The organism is Bradyrhizobium sp. WSM4874 (genome assembly GCF_055811835.1).
The window spans coordinates 142,581-161,320 of the sequence record NZ_JBVVPR010000001.1 but is presented as its reverse complement, the minus strand read 5'-3'; the positions used below and the strand labels follow the sequence as shown (position 1 = coordinate 161,320).

Sequence of the window (18,740 nt, the reverse complement as noted above, 5' to 3'; positions counted from 1 at the left end):
TCCCTGCTTCTTCGAGTTGACTACGCCTGACTGTCAGAGTGCTACCGACGGCGACCGCCGCCTCCATGGAAGCCGCCACCATGGCCGCCGCCACCGCGCATCGCGCCACCGCCGCGTATGCCGCCGCCCGCATGAAATCGCGGCCCACCACCGCCGCCTGCATGAATCTGCGGTGCACCGCCGCCACGGTTGATGTGAGGGCGCGCACCGCCGCCAGGACGGCTGACGTGCCGCCCCGAGCCAGCGGCGTGCCTGCCCGCGCCGCTCCGCGCGCGTCCAGCCTGCTTATGGCCACCACCCCGCGAGACGTTCGCCGGGCGATTGCCTCCCGGCCGCGCGCCAGCGTTCTTGGGACCCCTGCCTGCGTTGGAAAAATTCCGCTGACCCGGATTTGAGCGACCCCTCAGAGCTTCCCGCGCGGCAGCCGTATTGCCGCCGCCGAAGCGGGCCGCGACGTTAGCATTGTGATAGGCCACGCCACCGCGATGCGCCGGATTATGGGTCCATCCGCCATTGACGATGCTGGTGCGATTGAACCGGTTGTAACGATTGACGTTGATGTTCACGTCGCGCCGCCACCAGTCGCAACGTCCCCAGATCGCGGCGCCCACCGCGACGCCGGCGGTAAAGCCGATCACCCCTGCTGCAACATAGCCAGGCGGATACCAGTAGAACGGCTGGTAGGCTGGATAATCCCATGCGCCGTAGACGACGCCGGGATCATAGACCGGAACGTAATAAGTGTCGGGGTCGACGGGTTCGATGGCGATGGCCTGCTGCATACCCGGCGGCGGCGCAACACCGGCCGGCGGCGCAGATTTCGTCACCTTCTGCTGTGGCGTGGACTTGAGATTGCCCGCGGCATCCGCTTGCGCGCGCAATTTCTGGACGGCATCCATGACGTCCTGCTGCTGCGCCAGAAATGCATCGCCAAGCTGCTGGGTCCATTCCAGCTTGTCGTTCATCATCTGCAAAGTCTGTGGAATTGCGGCGAGCGCCTTCACGCTCGGATCCCACGATTGCTTCTGCATGGCGTCCTCGAGCGCCTCGCCTTTGACGTTCGTATTCTCCTTCGACCAGCGTGCGGCTTCCACCACCTCCAGCGGGTAGGTCGAAGCCATGAAGATTTGCGAGAGCAAGGAATCGGGATAGAGCGCGATCGGCGCGACCAGTTGTTCGATCTGTCCCTGGGTCAGCGCGGCTGTCGGCGGCGGGGCCGCACTCGTTGCAGGCGCAGGGCTTGGGCTCGCGCCGGGAGCCGCGCCGCCGCCTTGGGGTTGAGGCGGGGTTTGGGTTTGAGGCGGACTCGCTGGAGCGGCTGGCGACGCCTCAGGTGCCGGCGCCTGCGCCAATGCGGGCACATCTTGAAGGCCCAGGACGAGGGTCATCATGCCTACGTAGACAAGCGAAGTGCGCAGCGCCTGCACGATCCGTTCAAACATCGTCTCGTCTCCTTCCGGCCAAGTCGGCGAATGGCCATCACAAATTGCGCGACTGACCCCCCTCGCGAGGTCCTGCGCGCACAATGCATCGGAAGCCCACATGGCTCGTCGACGTGTCGATCGGTTCTGCATGCCGCGCGGCCGGACGATAGCGACGGCAATAATTGGGAGCGCACAGATGCGAGCCGCCCTTCAAGACCTTTCGTGGAATCTGGATATGGGGCAGGCGGGGATCCATGCTCGCACTTTCGGGCCCGCCACGCGGATTTTGCGGAATGCAACACGCCTTGGCTGCATCGGCCTCATGCCTGGTCGACCACCAATCGGAGGTCCATTCCCAGACATTCCCGATCATATCGTAGACGCCGTAATTGTTCGGCGGAAATGTCATCACCGGCGAGGTGCGCTCAAAACCATCCTCGCAGAGGTTCTGAGCCGGGAAGCTCCCCTGCCAGGTGTTGGCCATATGCTTGCCGTTCGGCACGAATGCATCGCCCCATGCGTATTCCACGCCGTCCAGGCCACCGCGCGCGGCAAATTCCCATTCGGCCTCCGTCGGGAGGTCCTTGCCCGCCCATTGCGCGTAGGCCAGCGCATCGGCATAGGCCACGTGCACGACCGGATGATCATCGAGGTCCCTGATGTTGCTCTTCGGGCCATAAGGGTGGCGCCAGTTCGCATCTTTCATAAATGACCACCACTGACTCCAGTCGCGCAGGTCTGAGATCTTCGCTTGCGGCAAGAACACCAGCGAGCCCGCATAGAGCATTTCGGGACGTGCGCCGGGGTAGTCCTTCGGATCCGGGGTTACTTGCGCCGTCGTCACGTGACCTGTGGCGTTGACGAATTGCTTGAATTGTCGATTCGTCACCGGGGTACGATCGAGCCAGAACCCGTCCACCGCCACGCGATGAACGGGCGCCTCCTCGGGATAATGGTCGTTCGATCCCATGTGGAACGTCCCGCCAGGGACCCAAACCATGCCCTCGATTGAGCCCGCATGAGGATCGACTGCGAGTTTGGCAGACGACAACATTGGTACGGACTCCATGCCCCGGCGCGGTAATGATTTGGGCACCATTGCCGAGTTACTTCTCGTTCTTCAGGAGCGTGTCGATCGCTTCAACGATCTTGAGATCTGGATGGGCCCTGCAATAGAGGATGAGCTGATGCTCTCCGGACTTTGCCCGTGTGATGTGGGCAAAGTGCTTCTTAGCCAGACCGTTGTACCAGCCGCTATACCACGCGGCCAGCATATCGGCGTCTTCCTGATACGTTCCGGCGAGCTGCGCGCATGTCAGCGCCTGCACGTCGACAAAGCCTTTTGAATCAGCATAGGCCGAAAGCGGAGTTTGTGCCCGCGCACTTGACGCTGCAAGTGTCGCGACGGCGATGGCGACGAAGATTGTCTTCACGACGGATATCACCTCTTGCTGGAGATCTTGGCGTCTTCTGATCGTCATCGTTGGCTCTTTCATCTATTGGAAGCTGAACACACGTTTCCAATCATCTTTCATACTGACAACCGTCCAGCCGTTGGCGCCGGCCGCGTCGATGGCCTTGTCGAGCTTGCCGAAGGGCGACTTGCGGTCGTAGGCGTATTCGCGCTCAGCATCCGTGTGATGCACGAGCAGACCGAAGCGGCGGCCGCGCGCGCCGGTTGTCCATTGCAGCATCTGGAAGTCGCCATCGGAGTTGCCAAAGGCCGCAATGGGGCGACGGCCGATATGCGAATTGATGCCGACCGGCTTGCCGGGACCATCGTCGACGAGATCGATGGTCGGCAGACGCACCAGCACCGCCCCGTCCTTGTCGACCTTGAACTGAGTCTTGATGCTCGATCCCACGACCTGCTCGGGCAGGATGCCGTAGATGCGCTCGCTCCAGGGCCGCATGAATTCGATGCCGCCGCCTGAGACGATGAAGGTCTTGAAGCCGTTGGCCCTGAGATAGGCAAGCAGCTCGCGCATCGGCTGGTAGACCAGATCGGTATAAGGCTTGTCGTATTTCGGATGACGCGCGCTGCCAATCCACTCGCTGGCGATTTGTTCGAACTCGGCCGTGGTCATGCCGGCATGGGTCGCCATGACCAATTCGACCAAGCCCTTCTCACCTGCCTTGGCAAGCATCGCGATATCGTTGTCAAGCACTGCCTTGAACGGCTGTTTCTGCTTCCATTTCGGGTGCTTGGCGGACAAGGCCTTGACCCGGTCCAACGCGAACGCGAGCTGCACATACATCGGCTGCTCACACCAGAGCGTACCGTCATTGTCGAAGGTCGCGATACGCTCCGGCGCAGGCACGAAGTCCGGCGCTCCCTCCCTTGTCACCGCGGAGACGAAGTCCAGGATCGACGTCTTCGCTTGTCCTTCGTTCCAGGACGGAAGAGGATCACTCTGGGCCCGCGCAGACCGGCCCGAGACCGACAGCGTGGCCGCCGACACCAGCAGACCAGCCAGAATCGTACGACGATCAACGGAGCTTCCCTTCACAGCCACTTGTCCTCCGATACAGCCGTTCACGATGTCGGAACGGCCCGAGATTTCGGACCGCTCCGTCGAGCGAGTTCAGTTGCCGTTGGGCAGGCCTATGGCAAAGCCATCCTTTGCGAGCGCTTCCCTGAAGAACTGGAACCGCTCGTACTGTTGGATCGTGATCGGTCCCGCGTAGGTCTCGCTCTGGATCTTCCTCGGAGGATACTTCACGTAAGTCTTCATCAGATCCTTGATCGCGCCACTAATCGTAACCATGGACCATGTGCGCTCCGTGTAGTTGTTCATGAAGATGTCGTAGCGCTCCTGCGGGTCCTGCCAGAGGTCAAAGACCTGGGGAACAGTCGCCACATAGGACTCCGCGCCCTTCCAGCCGAGATTGCTGTCAACCGCGAGGCCGCCCGTCTTTGCGCCGTCGTCGCCGCGCAGATTGAACACCGCCTTGTAATTTCCGACGCGAGCAGCACCAGGCGTGAGCTCGGACTCGGTGAAATAAAACCAGCTCTTGCGCTCGGATTTTCCCGTTCCGAACAGGATCGGGGACATGTCGATACTGTCGAAGATGATGGGCTTACCCTCGCGATCGTTCTCCGGCAGGTTCACGCCGGCGAGCTTTGCGAACGTCGCCATGTAATCGAGGCCGCCGACGATGTCGGAGTTCTTCGTGCCGGCCTTGATGCCAGGTCCCCATGCGATGGAGGGGACGCGGTTGCCGCCCTCGCGGACTGTGCCCTTTGTGCCGCGGAACGGCGTATAGCCGGCATCCGGATAGACGTCCTGCCAGGCGCCGTTGTCGGTCGTCCAGAATACATAGGTGTTCTTGTCGAGGCCGAGCGACCGCACCTTGTCCAGGATGCGGCCAATACGCGTGTCGTTCTCCACGACCGAGTCGGCGAACTTGCTCTTCGACATCGATTTGCCCTGGAATTCGGGCGCCGGCATATTGGGCTGGTGCACCTTCATGAAATTGATGCTCATGAAGAAGGGGCCCGAGGATTTGTTGCGATCGAGATACTCGAGCGAGGCCTTCTCGACATAGTCGTCGAAGAAGGGGATGCCGACCACGCCCTTGTCCGGTGTGTTGACGTACTGGCCGTTGATCTTGAAGTCTTCCTTCGCCTTCTCGCCTGCGTTTCCGGACAACGCGCCCTTGGTGACCTTCGTGAACATCGCCCTGAGTTCTGGATCCATATCGGGAAACCACGTCGGGTCGGCGTAGGTGTAGGCGTTGAGATGATACAGCCCGCAATACTTCATCTCGTCATAGCCCTGAGCGTTCGGTATTGCGTAGTCGTCCTCGCCGAGATGCCATTTGCCGGTAAAGAAGGTCTTGTAGCCTCCGGTTTTCAGAACCGAGGCGAGCGTCCATTCCGCCGCGGGAAGACCACCTCCCTGGCCCTGGAATGCCACCGTGGTCATGCCGCTGCGATTTGGGATACGGCCGGTCTGCACTGCCGCTCGTCCGGGCGTGCAACTCGGCTGCGCGTAGAAGGACATGAACTGCAGTCCTTCGGCCGCCAGACGATCGATACTCGGCGTCGGCATGCCGCGATTTTCACCACCGCCGTACGGCCCGGAGTCACCGTAACCAAAGTCATCCGACAGGATCAGGATGATGTTTGGCTTCGCTCCACCGGCGGAGGACGACGGTTGCGGGGTGGTCGCCTGGGCTTGCGCTGTTTGGACGGGTGCCATGGCCGAGAATGCCGCAATCGTGGCAAGCGAGCTGGAGGCCGCGAGCAGTTTGCGGCGGCTGAGGTCTTCTGTCGTCTTCTTCTCAGTCATCACTTTCTCCCTGCACGTGTGACGCAGCGAAACCCGAGGTGGCTGGTAGACGTGTCGATCGGCTCGGCATGGCGCGCGGCCGGTCGATAACGCCGGCAATAGTTCGGCGCACAGAGATGCGAGCCGCCCTTGATCACCTTGCGTGGAATCCGGCTCAGCGGCAGCGACGGATCGTGGCTGTCATGTTCGGAGCCGCCCCGCGGGTTCTGCGGAATGCAGCAGGCCTTCGTTGCGTCGGCGCGATGCTTGGGGGCCCACCAGTCACTGGTCCACTCCCAGACATTGCCGATCATGTCGAAGACGCCATAGCTGTTCGGCGGATAGGCCGTCACGGGCGAGGTGCGCTCATACCCGTCCTCGCACCTGTTCTCGAAGGGAAAGTGGCCTTGCCACGTATTGGCCTGTTGCGTGCCACCCGGAGCGAATTCGTCACCCCAGGCGTACTCGGCTCCATCGAGTCCACTGCGCGCGGCGAATTCCCACTCCGCTTCCGTCGGCAAGTCCTTGCCGGCCCACCGGGCATAGGCGAGGGCGTCGGCATAAGCGACGTGGACGACAGGATGGTCATCGAGCGACTTGATGTTACTTTTCGGGCCGTAGGGATGGCGCCAGCTTGCGCCCTTGAGCAGGGTCCACCATTGACCGTAGTCGCGAAGGTCGACAGGATGATCCGGAGGCGTGAAGGTGAGCGAACCTGCGAAGATCATGTGCGGCAGGGCATCCGGATAGTCCTCTGGATTCGGAGCGCCCTCGGCAAACGTGACGTGGCCGGTGGCGCGCACGAACTCTTTGAATTGCCGGTTCGTCACCGGCGTCCGGTCGATCCAAAAGCCGTCGACGTTCACCCTGTGGGACGGAGCTTCCTCTGGATAGTGCCGATCCGATCCCATGCCAAACGTTCCGCCCGGAATGAAGACCGAGTTTGGCGGACTGCTGTCGTCAATATCAGCGATCGGTGCTTGCGCAATGTTCACGTCGGATACTCCATATCTGCAAGAGCGCTCCTCGCAATCCATTCGATGAAAGACTGGCCAGGAGCGGGAGAACCAGGCCCAACGATTCGCCTAATTGAGCCTTGGTCCATCGTGTTTTGGGCGCAATGGGCATCGCGCCTACCGTGCCGTGACTGCAGTGTCGAGGGTAGGCAGCTTCGCGATGCCGTTACACCTTGCCCAATCCGACGTCGTCCTCGCTGGATTTCCGCCTCGACGGGTGCCGCCCTTCGAGCGATACAGGTCGAGTGTCGGTCCCGCCGAAATAGAGCGGATCGATGTGATTCCTTCGCTGCGCTCAATGGTCGTCATGTTCGCTCAATGATCGTCATGTCCGACAGGGCTGAATTCCGCGCATGGTAGATGTCGTCGGTGACTTCGAAGATCGATCAGCCGCTGTCCCTGTGTCTGGGGCAGGCATGCAAGATCCCAGGCGCGACGAGACTTGATATGGAAAGCTTGACGAAAACCTTCACTGTCATACTCATCTCCAGTGGGACCAAATTCGTAGTGGTAAGTCCGCAAGCCGCAGGTATCGTGGGTCAGTTCAAATAGGCCAGGGCCTCCTGTTCCAGTTCGGCGACGATCTGTTCGTACTCCGCTGCCTTCCGGTTCCCGTCGGGGTCTCCGACGCGAGCTGCGTGTTGCCAATGCCGAAGCGCTCTCATCGCCTCCTCATGATCCGCGCAAACTGCTCTGAACTGAGCGTCACGCATAAAGCGGCGCCGAATTTCGAGTTCGCGCTGCGGGAAGCGGGCCACTATCGAGCGGACTTCTTCCATGGAACGAAAACCGTGCAAGCACCATGCATCGCCAAGCTCACTCGCTGTGCAAGCGGGGTCAAGGTACGAACATGTTCGCACCTATCACCGTATGAGTGCAGGCCGGCTGAACCACAGTACGCTAATGACGCCGTGCCTTAGTCGAGGCCAACTGCGCTTTGTTTGAGCGTGGTGGGACGGATCCTTGCTCCAAATCAAAACGGACCATGGGCGCGGCAAACGGCTCGCTTGTGAGTTGCATAAAGCGCTGATAGAAATTATCGTTCCGTCGAGCAATTATGGGCTCGCCAGTCTAATGCGTGATGTACCCTTGTCTCCTGAGCCGGGAAGCGGTTCTGCGGACTTCGTGGCCGGCGAGGACGCAGAGGTCCCGCCAACACAGATACGTGCCGAGTTGGAATGCATTCTCTCGAGCCAGCACTTCCAAGCCAGCGAGCGTCGTCGCGCATTCCTTCGCTTTATTGTTGAGGAGACGCTTGCCGGCCGTGGCGATAGCCTGAAGGGCTATACTGTTGCCTTGGCCGTATTCGGCCGCAAGGAGACGTTCGATCCTCAAGCTGATCCGGTCGTCCGTCTCGAGGCGCGCCGCTTGCGGCGAGACTTGGACAGCTACTATGTAGGCGCCGGACGAGACGATGCCGTGCGTATTGTCGTCCCCAAGGGATCGTATGTTCCTTATTTCGGGTGGTTCGCCCGCTCGCCCGTACCGCCGTTGATGTCTGCTGATACTGCGCAAGTGAACGGCGCGAAGCGCGTCCGCGATCCAAGGAGGTCCGACCTCTCTTGGAGAGTGCTGATCGCTGCCGCCTCGGCGGCCATTCTGTCCATTGGGCTCGCCGCGCTGTGGATTTGGATGCCACGATCGCCCCCGCTTGTATCCTCGCGCGAGCCTGCGGTCCTCCTCATGCCGTTTGAGGCACTGAGCCCTGGAGAAAGTGCGCGCCATTTCGCCGCGGGCATTGGTCAAGAATTGACCAGCAATCTGATTCAGTTTGAAGGCTTTCGGCTTTTCACCTCGCCGACAGGTGGCGGCCAGCCCCCGAGTTCAGCCGCCGCGCAATTCGGCAACGGCCTTGACGTTGTCTACGCCATCAGCGGAAGCGTGCAAACTAATGCCGACGAAGTGCGGGTGACGACAACTGTATCAAACGCGAGCAACAGGGAGATAGTTTGGGCGCGAACATACACCCGATCGGCCGATCCCCGATTGCTCATGGAGACTCAAAAGGAACTCGCGGGCGAAATTGCGGGTCTCATCGGCCAACCGTCGGGCGTGCTGCGGAACGACATTCGCAACAGCCCGTCCCCGCGCAGCATGGCAAGCTACAACTGCGTGTTGCGGGCTTATGAATATCAGCGCACTTTCTCGCATGCGCTTTTCGCTCCTGTCATGGAGTGTCTCAAGGAAACCGTTCGACGGGATCCCCGATACAGTGACGCATGGGCGATGCTCGGATGGCTGCATGTTCACGCGGGACGCCTGGGCTACACCGGGGCCGGCAATACTCAAAAGGAATACGCCGAAGCTCTGGAAGCAACGTCGCGCGCGGTCAAGCTCCAGCAAAATAGTCCCCTTGCGCTGAAAGCCCTTGCCGCGACTTATCATTTTTTGGGCCGCTATGAAGAAAGTGATCGCATTAGCCGACAAGCGATCCGACTCAATCCGAACGATCCCGATGCGCTCGGCCAGTTCGGTTGGCGGCTCTCGATCCGAGGAAACTTTGCCGAGGGCGTCCCACTGCTCAAGCGGGCGATAGAAGGCTCGTTGAGCCCTCCGCCCTGGTATTTTCATTTCATCGCCGTTGATCTGTATATCCAAGGCCAGTATGAGCAGATGCTGCATGTAGCCGAACAGGCGGCGTTGAGCGATACGGGGTTCAGCCAGTTATTGATCGCGATCGCGAATGCAGAACTGGATCGTCGCGACGACGCTGAGGTCGCACTTGCAAAGCTGTCGCGACATGAACCATTGGCGAGCGATCCCGCAGGTTTTCTTCGCCGCAATGGCGCGGCTGATCAAGTTGTTGACGCTCTCACGACTGGCCTGCGCAAGGCGCGGTCACATTGACCCGGGCAGAACTTTCAATCCGGTCAAACGCGGCCTGTTCGCTTTGGTTCGCGCCGGCAAAAGACCGCCTGTCGGCGGCCCTCTGTCAGCCGTGAAGGGACTGGGCACGGTTACGGGCGAATCCCGTTCTTACGCGCGCAATCGCGGTAGGCGGAATAGCCTGCGGAGTTTCGCATGGCCGTGGCTCCGCTTGTCATGCTGCCGGCAGCAGCCGAGGCAGCTTCGTTCGCCTGTCTGAAACATTCAGCACGGATTGCGTCGGTATCTTTCTTTGGCGCAGCATCGGCTGGACGGGCACTGCCAAGCGCCAGCACAAGTAGGCCTAAAGTGCTCAGTGTTCTTGCATTCAACATCATCCTCTCCCTTGATCGGTTTGTTTTCTGGACCCATCCCACCGGCCAAACCGGCAGATCAGCCGTCGCAGGTTTGCTCCAAGAAGGGAGATGTTCAAGGTACGAACATGTTCGCACGGTTGCGGCGAAGCCGATCCATCCGAAGCTCGCGCCGCAGCTGCTCATGTCGAAAGACCTACACTCAATCCGATGGACCGCTCAATTTTGCGGTTCGCTGGTGACGCTCCTTGACGTCGTCCATTGAGAACTTCCAGTTCTTTGAGGGTGCGCGCCTCGATTTCCGACCTTGTCGCGATCGGCGCGACGGGCGACGCGGGGGTATCGTTCTCCGCAAGTCAGTCCTCCGCAAGGAAGCATCTCCACGAGCAACGTGGATGGGGAACGAATCCCGTCGCGACGCATTCCCCGCTGAGTTGTATCTTGCAATGGAGAATACAATGCGTTCCACTAAAGCTTTGCTTGCCCTAGGCTTCGTTGCTGCTGCAGCAACCGCACTTCCGAACGCCGCAGGAGCGCGCCGCATAGGTGGCGGCGCTCATTTCCACGGTGGTGGAGCGCATTTCCACGGAGGTGCGGCACGTTTCCATGGTGGCGGAGCGCGCTGGCACGCGCATGGGCGTCCCGGCTGGCACGGTGGCGGCACGCGATGGGCCGGTGGACGATACTATCGTGGAGGATATTACCGCGGAGGCTACGGCTGGGGCGCTGCAGCGGCCGGCGTTGCAACGGGCGCAGCACTTGGTGCAGCCGCAGCCTACGGCTCGTCATGCTATCAGACTCAGAACGTCTGGAACGGCTACGCTTACGTCCGGCAGACCGTCAACGTTTGCTAGTCTGCCGCAGAACAAACATCCGATGGACGCTTGGCCGCTGCCCCATCGAGTTCTCACAAGATCCGTCCGTGCGGCGATCGCTTGATTGATCTGATCTCTTTTCCTCCAAGAGGGATCGGCAACGGTGGCTCCGGCGTACCCTACTTATGCCGGGGCCCCAGCTCTCCTGCCTTGCGCTCCTGCAAGACTTTCGCCTTGCGAGCTCGCCAAGACTTTCCGATGATACATCGCTGAAGTCCGACCCGGAGCAAAGGTCACGAAGGCTGCCCACCCAAATTCCGGAGAGTGCGCAAGCTTAGTCGCCACGGCTGCTGCAGGCCCACGCCTGTCCGGCAAGGCGAGCGTTGTGCTCAGACGTGGTTCGACACCGAGGATTGCGCGACGGCCCCCGGTCTTGCATTGGTCACTAACCATTCTCGACAATCTGCCGACCTTTCAGCTGCCCGTCGTCGGCGCGCCGCAATTCGTGGCTTGCAGCGATCACCGCCCCACCCTTGCGGTGATCCGGCGGCTGCTGCGGATGAAGTACTGGCTGAACTATGCTCGGCAACGAGGTCTCGTGCTCGGCGCGCTCGCCATGATATCGTGGTCGCCGATAGCGTCGGCGCAGACGTCATCCGCCGCGACGGCCGACAATACCGGCCTGGACTTTTTCCGTCCACCTACCAACCTCCTCCAGTTGCAGTACGAATACCGGACCGCCCCCGGAAGCACGCGCGACGTCACGACTGACACGCTTAACCTTCGTTACGACCACGCGTTCTATTTGTCCCCGACCTGGACGGTGGTGAGCCGCATCGATCTCCCGCTGCTCGCCAGGAACACCATCAATGCGAGTAATCCAAACGGCGACTATCTGTCCGGCCTCGGAGACGTCGACGTCCAGGCTGCGGTCATCCACGACCTCGACACGCGCTGGGCGGTCGGCTTCGGCCTGCGTCTGATCACGCCCACCGGCGCGGATCCTCTTGGATCGGGCAAGTGGCGTACTATGCCGATCATCGGCTTTCGCGTCGCGCTGCCCGAGCTCAGCAAGGCGAGTTATTTTGAGCCGATCTTCCGGTACGACTTCAGCGTGGCCGGCGATCCGACCAGGCGGAATATCAGCAACCTCCAATTTGGTCCTACTTTGAATGTCGGACTTCCGAAGCGCTGGTTCGTCACATTCTTTCCGAGCCAAGATATCCGATACAATTTCGGCGACCCGGTCACCGGGCAAACCGGCCGCTTATTCCTTCCGCTCGATGTCAGGTTTGGAAAGAAGATCTCCGATCAAATCGCGGCGTCGATCGAGGTCGGAGTGCCCATCATTAAGGACTATCCCGTCTACAACTTCAAAGGACAGCTCCGCTTGAACGTCACGTGGTAGCACTCTCCGCGATGTCTCATCGTGGATGGCTGCATCCACCCCGTCGATATTGACTCGATGAGTCCAATGAGGAAGCAGGCGGCCGCGACACCACTTATGCGTTGGCATGGGCCCCAACCGCGCGTGAAATCGGTATAAGCGGGAAAGCGAGATACAATGGACAGACCCTCTTAAATTGCTTTGCCTCAGCCATTCTCTGCGTTGTCGTAGTAATGTTAGTTTTTAAACTCTACGATTCTCGATGTCTCACATGATCGCAAGGATCTGCATCAGCTCGACATGCTCGGCGAGTGCTAGGATTTCAATCGACGTTTGGATCGACAGCGAGGCCACGGACTCTTGGCTGAGCGTCCACGACGGGCTGGTGGCCGGGCGCGTGGCTTTCCGCAAGCTCGAGGACGACGGCTTCCCGCCTAGCTTGGTCGGGAGCATCGGCCGTGATGACTGGCTGCGGTTCTTCGTCGACGACGAAACCAGGCTGCGCCTCGTGCTGGTGACGGCCGAGGGCATCGAGATGCGGGCCCAATAAAAGGGCGCCGTCGCGAGGTTTTCCTCGCGCCGGCAAGGCCTGATCGTATCCTCGCCCCCCTCAAACCGCACTTTCTCCGGTTCTTTACTTGGTCGGCTGGCAGGCCCCCTAAGGAGTATGCGTATCGACATTTCGCAGTAAAGCGCTCCCGCGATCCGCGATAACCATGGGCTTTTCTTTGGCTTCAACAGATGCCACAATTCTCCATCCAAAGTAGGTGTAAGACTAAGATGAAGAAATCAAGTGGGCATCACGAGCCGAATTCTATCCTTGAGGATGTCGGGCTGCGTGCCTGCGGGTATTTTCGGGCCCGACAGACAGAAGCCGAACTCACGATTCCGAGTCAAATTCGCGCAGTCGAGGCCTTTTGCGACCGCAAGGGTAGGAGATTGGTAGCGCAGTTCGTCGAACAGGGTGCAACGGCAACCGATGACAATCGCCCCGATTTCAGAAGATGATTGAGCGCGCCTGCGACGATGATCATCCCTATGACGTCATCGTTGCCTACTCGTTCAGCCGCTTCTTTCGCGATGGCTTCACCATGGAAATGTACATCCGCAAGCTTACGAAGGCGGGCGTGCGGCTCGTTTCCATCACCCAGGAGCTGGGCGATGATCCTGCGCAAGTCATGATGCGGCAGATCATCGGTTTGTTTGACGAGTACCAGTCCCGCGAGAACGGCAAACACGTCCGGAAGGCCATGGTCGAGAATGCTCGTCAGGGTTTCTACAACGGCTCGCCCATCCCGCTCGGATAGAAGACCATCGAGGTCGACAAAAGAGGCGCCCGTATCAAGACGAAGCTGACCATCGACCCCGTGGAGGGCCGAGACGATCAAGTTAATCTTCCGCTTGTATCGCCAGGGCGACAGCATGTCTGGACCGCTGGGCGTGAAGAACCAACCTCCTGGCTCAACGAGCGCGGCTACCGCACCCGTCGCGGTGCCCGCTTCGGCGTCGCGACCGTCCACGGGATTCTACCAACACCGTCTATATTGGCGAGTGGGTGTTCAATAAGCGGGATTCCAGGACCCAGCAGCAGAAACCCGTCAACGAGCATGTCACCGTCGAGGTGCCTTTCATCATTCCTAGGACCGAGTTTGAGGTAGTCTCAGCGACCCTAAAGACCCGTGACCCCAGAGTGACTGCTCCCCGGGTCGTGAGCCATGTCTGCGGCCGAGCGTATCCACGCGGAACGATACGACAGCACCAGTCCTGGCCAAGGGCAAGGCCGGCTTTGGACCTATGTGCGCGACGACCGCCCGTTCGCCGACCCCGATCCGCCGGCGGCCGTGTTCTTCTACTCGCCCGATCGTGGCGGTGAGCATCCGGAGCAGCATTTGACCGGGTATGCCGGACTGATGCAGGCCGACCTCTACGCCGGGTTCAGCACGCCCTACGAGCCCAATCGCAAAGGAGACCAAATCGTCGAGGCCGCATGCTGGGCGCATGGCAGGCGCAAGTTCTTTGATCTCGCACGGCTCAGCAAGGCACCGATTGCGGCCGAAGCTGTCAAACGCATCGATGTCCTGTTCGCCATTGAACGTGAGATCAACGGGCTTGCTCCGCAGCAGCGCCGCGCGTGCGCCAGCAGCGTAGCCGCCCTCTGATCGTCGAGTTGCAGGCGTGGTTACGCGAACAGCGCGCCAAGCTCTCCAGGAGCAACGATACGGCGAAGGCAATCAATTACTGTCTCAGCCGCTGGCATGCATTTGCTCGCTTCCTCGATGACGGGCGCCTGTGCATGTCGAACAATGCCGCCGAGCGCGAGCTGCGGGCTGTCGCCGTGGGCAGAAGAAATTGGACCTTCGCCGGCTCCGATGAGGGCGGCCGGCGTGCGGCTGCGATCTACACCCTCGTCGCCACGAAGCTCAACGACATCGATCCTCAGGCTTGGCTCGCCGATGTGCTGGCCCGCCTGCCGGATCATCCCGCCAAGCGCATCCACGAACTTCTGCCCTGGAATTGGAGCCCCAAGAGCATCGCCCACGCTGCTTGAGCGCAAAATCACCTATATGCCCAAGGCGACCCAACCAGGGGTCGTCACCGGATGCGTACGACTTGGCGGCGCACACGGTTTCTGAACAGCACAACATAGCGCATCGATCGAGTTTGTTAATGGGCCATTCGCACGCGCATCGCTCGTAGTGAAAGTAAATGCACGCTGAACGTAGAAGCGTGATCACCGGGTCCCCTTGTGGATACGCGCGGCTCTTAACAATCTGAGCCCGTGGCAGGATCGTCAGCGCGATGGTCGCGAGCCTGTGCTCCAAGTCGACGATTATCAAAGCCCCTTAACGAAGACTTGGGAAATGCGTATAAAGATTGTTCAGATTTATTCCGCGCCGTGCACTGGCTTCCAGCGTCTTTCGAGTTGCCCTCAGGAGCGCGGAGCGGCCGAATCGAGCGGCATGGATGTCCAATTGGAAGGACCCACTGTAACCTACATATCCGACAAATAAGTCCAAAAAACCATGATAGTGAAGGGCGCTTATCAGGTTTCTCGCTACGCCAGAATCTACCCCGGCATCATTCGCGCGTATTCGAGACAGTGACAATCTCTTCCACGTCGGGGGGCTGTCTGGTGGCAGGCAAATTAGTGCCTCCCGTATCACTGCACCCAAAAACAATTCCACTTCCGGTTTAAGCAGCGAGGGTTCCGATCGCCTTATGATGCTATGGTGCCCTTTGATATCGAACCATAAAGTGGACAAGACTTCGTGGGATGCTTGGGAAAGCGCGCCGCAGGAGAGATCGACCGCCGGAAACCGCTTTGGTTCCGAGCGAGGACGTGGGCAGTTGGCACGACCCGATTGGTTGATCAAAGTGCGCAGTCGGCTCTGAACGCTGGAGTAGCTGCGCTGCATTGTACATGCGAGTTCACCATAGACTTGCCCTGAGAAGCCAGCTCAAGACGCCTGGTATCGTCGCCGCCAGTCCACCGTTTTCCGCCACGAGCTCTGTCGGGGGGTGATACGTCCATACAGACCTCCAAGATTAACGGTCGGATGAGCATCTCGAAGAATTACTGAGGAGTAGTCGGACACTCTTCCCCAAGTGCCTCCGGCACACGAATGCATAGCAGAAACGTTCCGATCTCAACTAGAAGGGCAGGACATCGAAGAAAAAAGTTCTCAGTTCGCCGAGTTGGCTTGCTGTCATCGTGATCGCCCAAGCTTTGTGTCCCTACGAACATACCCGAATATTCCGCCTATGGATCGAGTAGGTGGGATCATTGGCGCATTTTTTGCCAGCGTCAGCTGAAGGCGAGCGTTCGAGACATTAAAAGCAACAAGCTCCTCTGCGAACCATCACGCGAACACACCTCTTTTTTGCTCTTTTCGATATCCCGTGCGGTTCCTTCCCTTGCATCGGCGCATTGTATTCGCGACCTCGTGGAGCGCCGCTCAGGTCTTCAGCGAATAGATGGCATGGTCCTCGGCGCAGAAATGCATGAAGAAGAGCCGCGGCTATTCATTCAGCATGTGGCTGCAGCGCTGTCACCTCGATGCCCGGCATCCGCAGCGCAATGCCGACGGGTTCACATCGTCGCTGGTCAAATCGCCGGTGCAAGCCTTTACCGGCGCCTGGGCGGCTCGTCGGGCCGCCTATGAAGAAGCTGCCCGGCGATGGTCGGGAACAGCAACACCGACAAAACTGCAGCTCCCACCAGCACGGAGCCCATCTGCTGGCTCATGGTTTTTGCACGAACGGCGATCTCGGTGATGACCACGACCAATGAAAGCGAGGCGACCGAACTGTAAAGCGCAAACGGTATCCGTTCTGCGGGCTTCAGATCCCTGCGATACAGAAATACCGGCGCGCCTCGCACCAGCAGAAAAAGCACGAGCGCGACCGGTATTAGCAACATCGTGACGACGCTACCGGTTATTGACGCGAGATCGAATTTTATACCCGTGCCGACGAAAAAGAACGGGATGAACCACCCGAAGAAGATGGCATCAATTTTCATCCGCGGTGCTTTTCCGTCCGGCCCTTGTGTACCCAGCCCCACGACCAATCCCGCAGCAAAGGCTCCCAATATGCTCTCGAACCCGAAGCGCTCCGACAGAACGAAGAAGGCGGCAAACAGTAGCAGAGTAATGCGAACTGGAAGCTGGGAGCTCCCATGCAGCGAGCGAGCCAGGAGGGCGACAACACGGGGCGGACGTAGCCCCAAGCTGATTGCGGCCGCCAAAACTACGACCACAAGGAATGCCACCAGGAAACCAAACTCCTGGACAGTCGTGTACTGCTGGCTAAGCAGCAACGACATTGCGACAATCGGTCCTAGTTCGCCCATTGTCCCTGCGGCGATAAAAAAACGCCCGAACGGTGTGTCGAGTTGATTTGCATCACGCAAAATGGGTAGCAGCGTACCCAGCGCGGTTGTGGCAAGAGCCAATGCCAAGATCATAGGATCATGGAGCGAACTCGCACGAAGGATGGCTGCCGCTGACACCGCAAGCAAGACTGACATTCCCCACCCGCCCATCGCAAGCAACAAGGGCCGTCCGCGAATTCTTTCGAACTCGAGCTCCATGCCCGCCATGAAGAGCGTAGCCGCCATTCCGAAGGCGAACATAGAGGCCAAGACGCCGTCGAATCGCACCCAGCCAAGAACTTGCGGGCCGATGATGACGCCTAACACGACTTCAAGCACTACCGCTGGAATGCGAAATCCGATCGGAAGCTCAGCAAGCAAAGGTCCGGCGACGGCCATGACCAGAACCAGAAGGACAGGCGAATGAGTGTCAGCCAACATTCCAAGTCCTATTGATTCTTCCCCTGCCAAGCCGCGACGAAGACGCGTCTCTGCAATGATCGAATGGATGATAGTCCGGAAGGATTGCGTTTCATCATGGCACAACGGCAAAAAATAAATACGCCGCGAACATGACGAGATGCACGATTCCCTGAAGCACGGTTGTTCGCCCCGTGCCGAGAGTGATCACACCGAGAAGCAGAGTCAGGGCGAGAAGCCCCTGCTCCTTCGCATCCAGCCCAAGCTCCAGACGGTATCCGAGCGCAATTGAAACTGCCGCTACCGCAGGGATCGTGAGACCGATCGTGGCGAGCGCCGAGCCGAGCGCTAAGTTCAAGCTGGTTTGCAATCTGTTGTTTCGCGCCGCTTTGATTGCTGCTCCCGCTTCCGGCAGCAGAACCAGCAGAGCGATGATGATGCCGACGACTGATTCCGGCACGTGGAGATAACTGATTCCCCGTTCGATCGAAGGCGTCAGAATCTTGCCGAGAGCGACCACGGCGGCAAGCGAAACCAGGAGAAGCCCTGCGCTTAGCGCGGTCGCTCTATTGTCGGGCAGCGCGACATGGTCGTCGTTGCTTGGTGGCTTGACCGGCAGAAAATAATGACGGTGGCGTACCGTCTGGATGAAGACAAATGCGAAGTACAGCACTAGCGATACAAGGCCGGCGAAGATGAGTTGCGGCGTGTTGTACAGGGGGCCGAGTTCCTGTGCCGCGAGATTCGGAAGAATCATCGTTAGGCCGGTGAGCGCGACGAGAACCGCCATCGCCGCACTCGCACCCTGAGCCTGGAATCCCTGTTCGTGGTGACGAATGCCGCCCCACAATAGACACGCGCCTACGATGCCATTGCACACGATCATGACGGCAGCAAAGACCGTGTCACGAGCTAACGCCGCTTTTTCGGCCGGCGCGGCGACCATAACCGAAACGATCAGGGCCGTTTCAATTACTGTTACAGCCAAGGCAAGAACAAGTGTTCCATACGGCTCACCAACACGGTGGGCAACCACCTCGGCATGGTAAACGGCTGCAAAAACGGTACCCAGCAACACGGCTCCGGCGAGTCCACCGACGATGACCCAGGTACCGATGAAGGGGGCCATCGCGAGCAGCAGCCACGCCATCGCGGGCCAAGCCCAGCTCCACCGCGGCGTACTCGCTACAGTCATGACGCGCAGCCCGCGTCAGAAAGCAATGTCCGCTGATGGTTGCTCTGGATCTGGTAATTAACACGCATCCGGTTCTCCCCCGCACCCAGCTGGGCTGTTCTGGATCGTGATTGGTATTTTCGCCACCCACTATGCAGTTTCGGCTGAGACGTCCGAT

General features: G+C 59.7%; 15 protein-coding genes and 2 pseudogenes. 8 read left to right on the top strand and 9 right to left on the bottom strand.

Annotated elements, in window-relative coordinates:
* Positions 1–41: 41 nt before the first annotated feature.
* From AC0L3P_RS00770 to AC0L3P_RS00740, 7 genes are all read right to left on the bottom strand, one after another.
* Positions 42–1,442, bottom strand: coding sequence for a DUF3300 domain-containing protein (locus AC0L3P_RS00770; protein ID WP_275168301.1), 1,401 nt, complete (start codon positions 1,440–1,442; stop codon positions 42–44).
* Between the two features lie 37 nt (positions 1,443–1,479).
* Complete coding sequence (locus tag AC0L3P_RS00765; RefSeq protein ID WP_275168411.1) at positions 1,480–2,424, bottom strand: formylglycine-generating enzyme family protein; 945 nt, start codon at positions 2,422–2,424, stop codon at positions 1,480–1,482.
* Positions 2,425–2,530: 106 nt separating this feature from the next.
* Complete coding sequence (locus tag AC0L3P_RS00760) at positions 2,531–2,905, bottom strand: HdeA/HdeB family chaperone (protein ID WP_275168302.1); 375 nt, start codon at positions 2,903–2,905, stop codon at positions 2,531–2,533.
* A gap of 15 nt (positions 2,906–2,920) precedes the next feature.
* Positions 2,921–3,934, bottom strand: a complete 1,014-nt coding sequence (locus AC0L3P_RS00755) for an HAD family hydrolase (RefSeq protein ID WP_275168303.1) — start codon at positions 3,932–3,934, stop codon at positions 2,921–2,923.
* 75 nt (positions 3,935–4,009) lie between these two features.
* Positions 4,010–5,719, bottom strand: coding sequence for an arylsulfatase (locus AC0L3P_RS00750; RefSeq protein WP_473300807.1), 1,710 nt, complete (start codon positions 5,717–5,719; stop codon positions 4,010–4,012).
* The gene (locus AC0L3P_RS00745; protein ID WP_275168305.1) at positions 5,719–6,693 is read right to left on the bottom strand and encodes a formylglycine-generating enzyme family protein; all 975 of its coding nucleotides are present in this window, start codon (positions 6,691–6,693) and stop codon (positions 5,719–5,721) included. The genes AC0L3P_RS00750 and AC0L3P_RS00745 overlap by 1 nt, the downstream gene beginning before the upstream one ends.
* A gap of 560 nt (positions 6,694–7,253) precedes the next feature.
* On the bottom strand, positions 7,254–7,493 hold the full coding sequence (locus AC0L3P_RS00740; RefSeq protein ID WP_275168306.1) for a hypothetical protein: 240 nt from the start codon (positions 7,491–7,493) through the stop codon (positions 7,254–7,256).
* Positions 7,494–7,677: 184 nt separating this feature from the next.
* Here AC0L3P_RS00740 and AC0L3P_RS00735 point away from each other — a divergent pair, with 184 nt between their 5' ends.
* The 8 genes and pseudogenes from AC0L3P_RS00735 to tnpC form a co-directional block, all read left to right on the top strand.
* Positions 7,678–9,561, top strand: a complete 1,884-nt coding sequence (locus AC0L3P_RS00735) for a tetratricopeptide repeat protein (protein WP_275168307.1) — start codon at positions 7,678–7,680, stop codon at positions 9,559–9,561.
* Positions 9,562–9,735: 174 nt separating this feature from the next.
* Positions 9,736–10,158: a hypothetical protein gene (locus AC0L3P_RS00730; RefSeq protein WP_275168308.1), complete on the top strand. Its 423-nt coding sequence runs from the start codon at positions 9,736–9,738 to the stop codon at positions 10,156–10,158.
* 193 nt (positions 10,159–10,351) lie between these two features.
* On the top strand, positions 10,352–10,747 hold the full coding sequence (locus tag AC0L3P_RS00725) for a hypothetical protein (RefSeq protein ID WP_275168309.1): 396 nt from the start codon (positions 10,352–10,354) through the stop codon (positions 10,745–10,747).
* 520 nt (positions 10,748–11,267) lie between these two features.
* Positions 11,268–12,116, top strand: coding sequence for a transporter (locus tag AC0L3P_RS00720; RefSeq protein ID WP_275168310.1), 849 nt, complete (start codon positions 11,268–11,270; stop codon positions 12,114–12,116).
* A gap of 250 nt (positions 12,117–12,366) precedes the next feature.
* Positions 12,367–12,645 (top strand): hypothetical protein, encoded by a 279-nt coding sequence (locus AC0L3P_RS00715; protein ID WP_275168311.1) that lies wholly within the window; start codon positions 12,367–12,369, stop codon positions 12,643–12,645.
* Positions 12,646–13,099: 454 nt separating this feature from the next.
* Entirely contained in the window at positions 13,100–13,402 is a 303-nt protein-coding gene (locus tag AC0L3P_RS00710; protein WP_473300806.1) for a recombinase family protein, read from the top strand.
* Between the two features lie 248 nt (positions 13,403–13,650).
* Positions 13,651–13,716: pseudogene (locus AC0L3P_RS00705) on the top strand (hypothetical protein); the annotation flags it as partial.
* Between the two features lie 100 nt (positions 13,717–13,816).
* A pseudogene (gene tnpC / locus AC0L3P_RS00700) lies at positions 13,817–14,643 on the top strand (IS66 family transposase); the annotation flags it as partial.
* 1,578 nt (positions 14,644–16,221) lie between these two features.
* Here the strand turns inward: tnpC and AC0L3P_RS00695 are convergent.
* Positions 16,222–17,409 (bottom strand): cation:proton antiporter, encoded by a 1,188-nt coding sequence (locus tag AC0L3P_RS00695; RefSeq protein ID WP_275168312.1) that lies wholly within the window; start codon positions 17,407–17,409, stop codon positions 16,222–16,224.
* A gap of 94 nt (positions 17,410–17,503) precedes the next feature.
* The gene (locus tag AC0L3P_RS00690; RefSeq protein ID WP_275168313.1) at positions 17,504–18,538 is read right to left on the bottom strand and encodes a calcium:cation antiporter; all 1,035 of its coding nucleotides are present in this window, start codon (positions 18,536–18,538) and stop codon (positions 17,504–17,506) included.
* Positions 18,539–18,740: the final 202 nt, after the last annotated feature.

What these genes read in the sequence shown, in the direction of transcription:
- AC0L3P_RS00710 (WP_473300806.1), top strand. Translation starts at nt 13,100, where the DNA reads ATGATTGAGCGCGCCTGCGACGATGATCATCCCTATGACGTCATCGTT.
- AC0L3P_RS00760 (WP_275168302.1), bottom strand. Translation starts at nt 2,905, where the DNA reads ATGACGATCAGAAGACGCCAAGATCTCCAGCAAGAGGTGATATCCGTC.
- AC0L3P_RS00730 (WP_275168308.1), top strand. Translation starts at nt 9,736, where the DNA reads ATGGCCGTGGCTCCGCTTGTCATGCTGCCGGCAGCAGCCGAGGCAGCT.
- AC0L3P_RS00750 (WP_473300807.1), bottom strand. Translation starts at nt 5,719, where the DNA reads ATGACTGAGAAGAAGACGACAGAAGACCTCAGCCGCCGCAAACTGCTC.
- AC0L3P_RS00770 (WP_275168301.1), bottom strand. Translation starts at nt 1,442, where the DNA reads ATGTTTGAACGGATCGTGCAGGCGCTGCGCACTTCGCTTGTCTACGTA.
- AC0L3P_RS00740 (WP_275168306.1), bottom strand. Translation starts at nt 7,493, where the DNA reads ATGGAAGAAGTCCGCTCGATAGTGGCCCGCTTCCCGCAGCGCGAACTC.
- AC0L3P_RS00765 (WP_275168411.1), bottom strand. Translation starts at nt 2,424, where the DNA reads ATGGTTTGGGTCCCTGGCGGGACGTTCCACATGGGATCGAACGACCAT.
- AC0L3P_RS00725 (WP_275168309.1), top strand. Translation starts at nt 10,352, where the DNA reads ATGCGTTCCACTAAAGCTTTGCTTGCCCTAGGCTTCGTTGCTGCTGCA.
- AC0L3P_RS00720 (WP_275168310.1), top strand. Translation starts at nt 11,268, where the DNA reads ATGAAGTACTGGCTGAACTATGCTCGGCAACGAGGTCTCGTGCTCGGC.
- AC0L3P_RS00695 (WP_275168312.1), bottom strand. Translation starts at nt 17,409, where the DNA reads ATGTTGGCTGACACTCATTCGCCTGTCCTTCTGGTTCTGGTCATGGCC.
- AC0L3P_RS00690 (WP_275168313.1), bottom strand. Translation starts at nt 18,538, where the DNA reads ATGGCGTGGCTGCTGCTCGCGATGGCCCCCTTCATCGGTACCTGGGTC.
- AC0L3P_RS00715 (WP_275168311.1), top strand. Translation starts at nt 12,367, where the DNA reads ATGATCGCAAGGATCTGCATCAGCTCGACATGCTCGGCGAGTGCTAGG.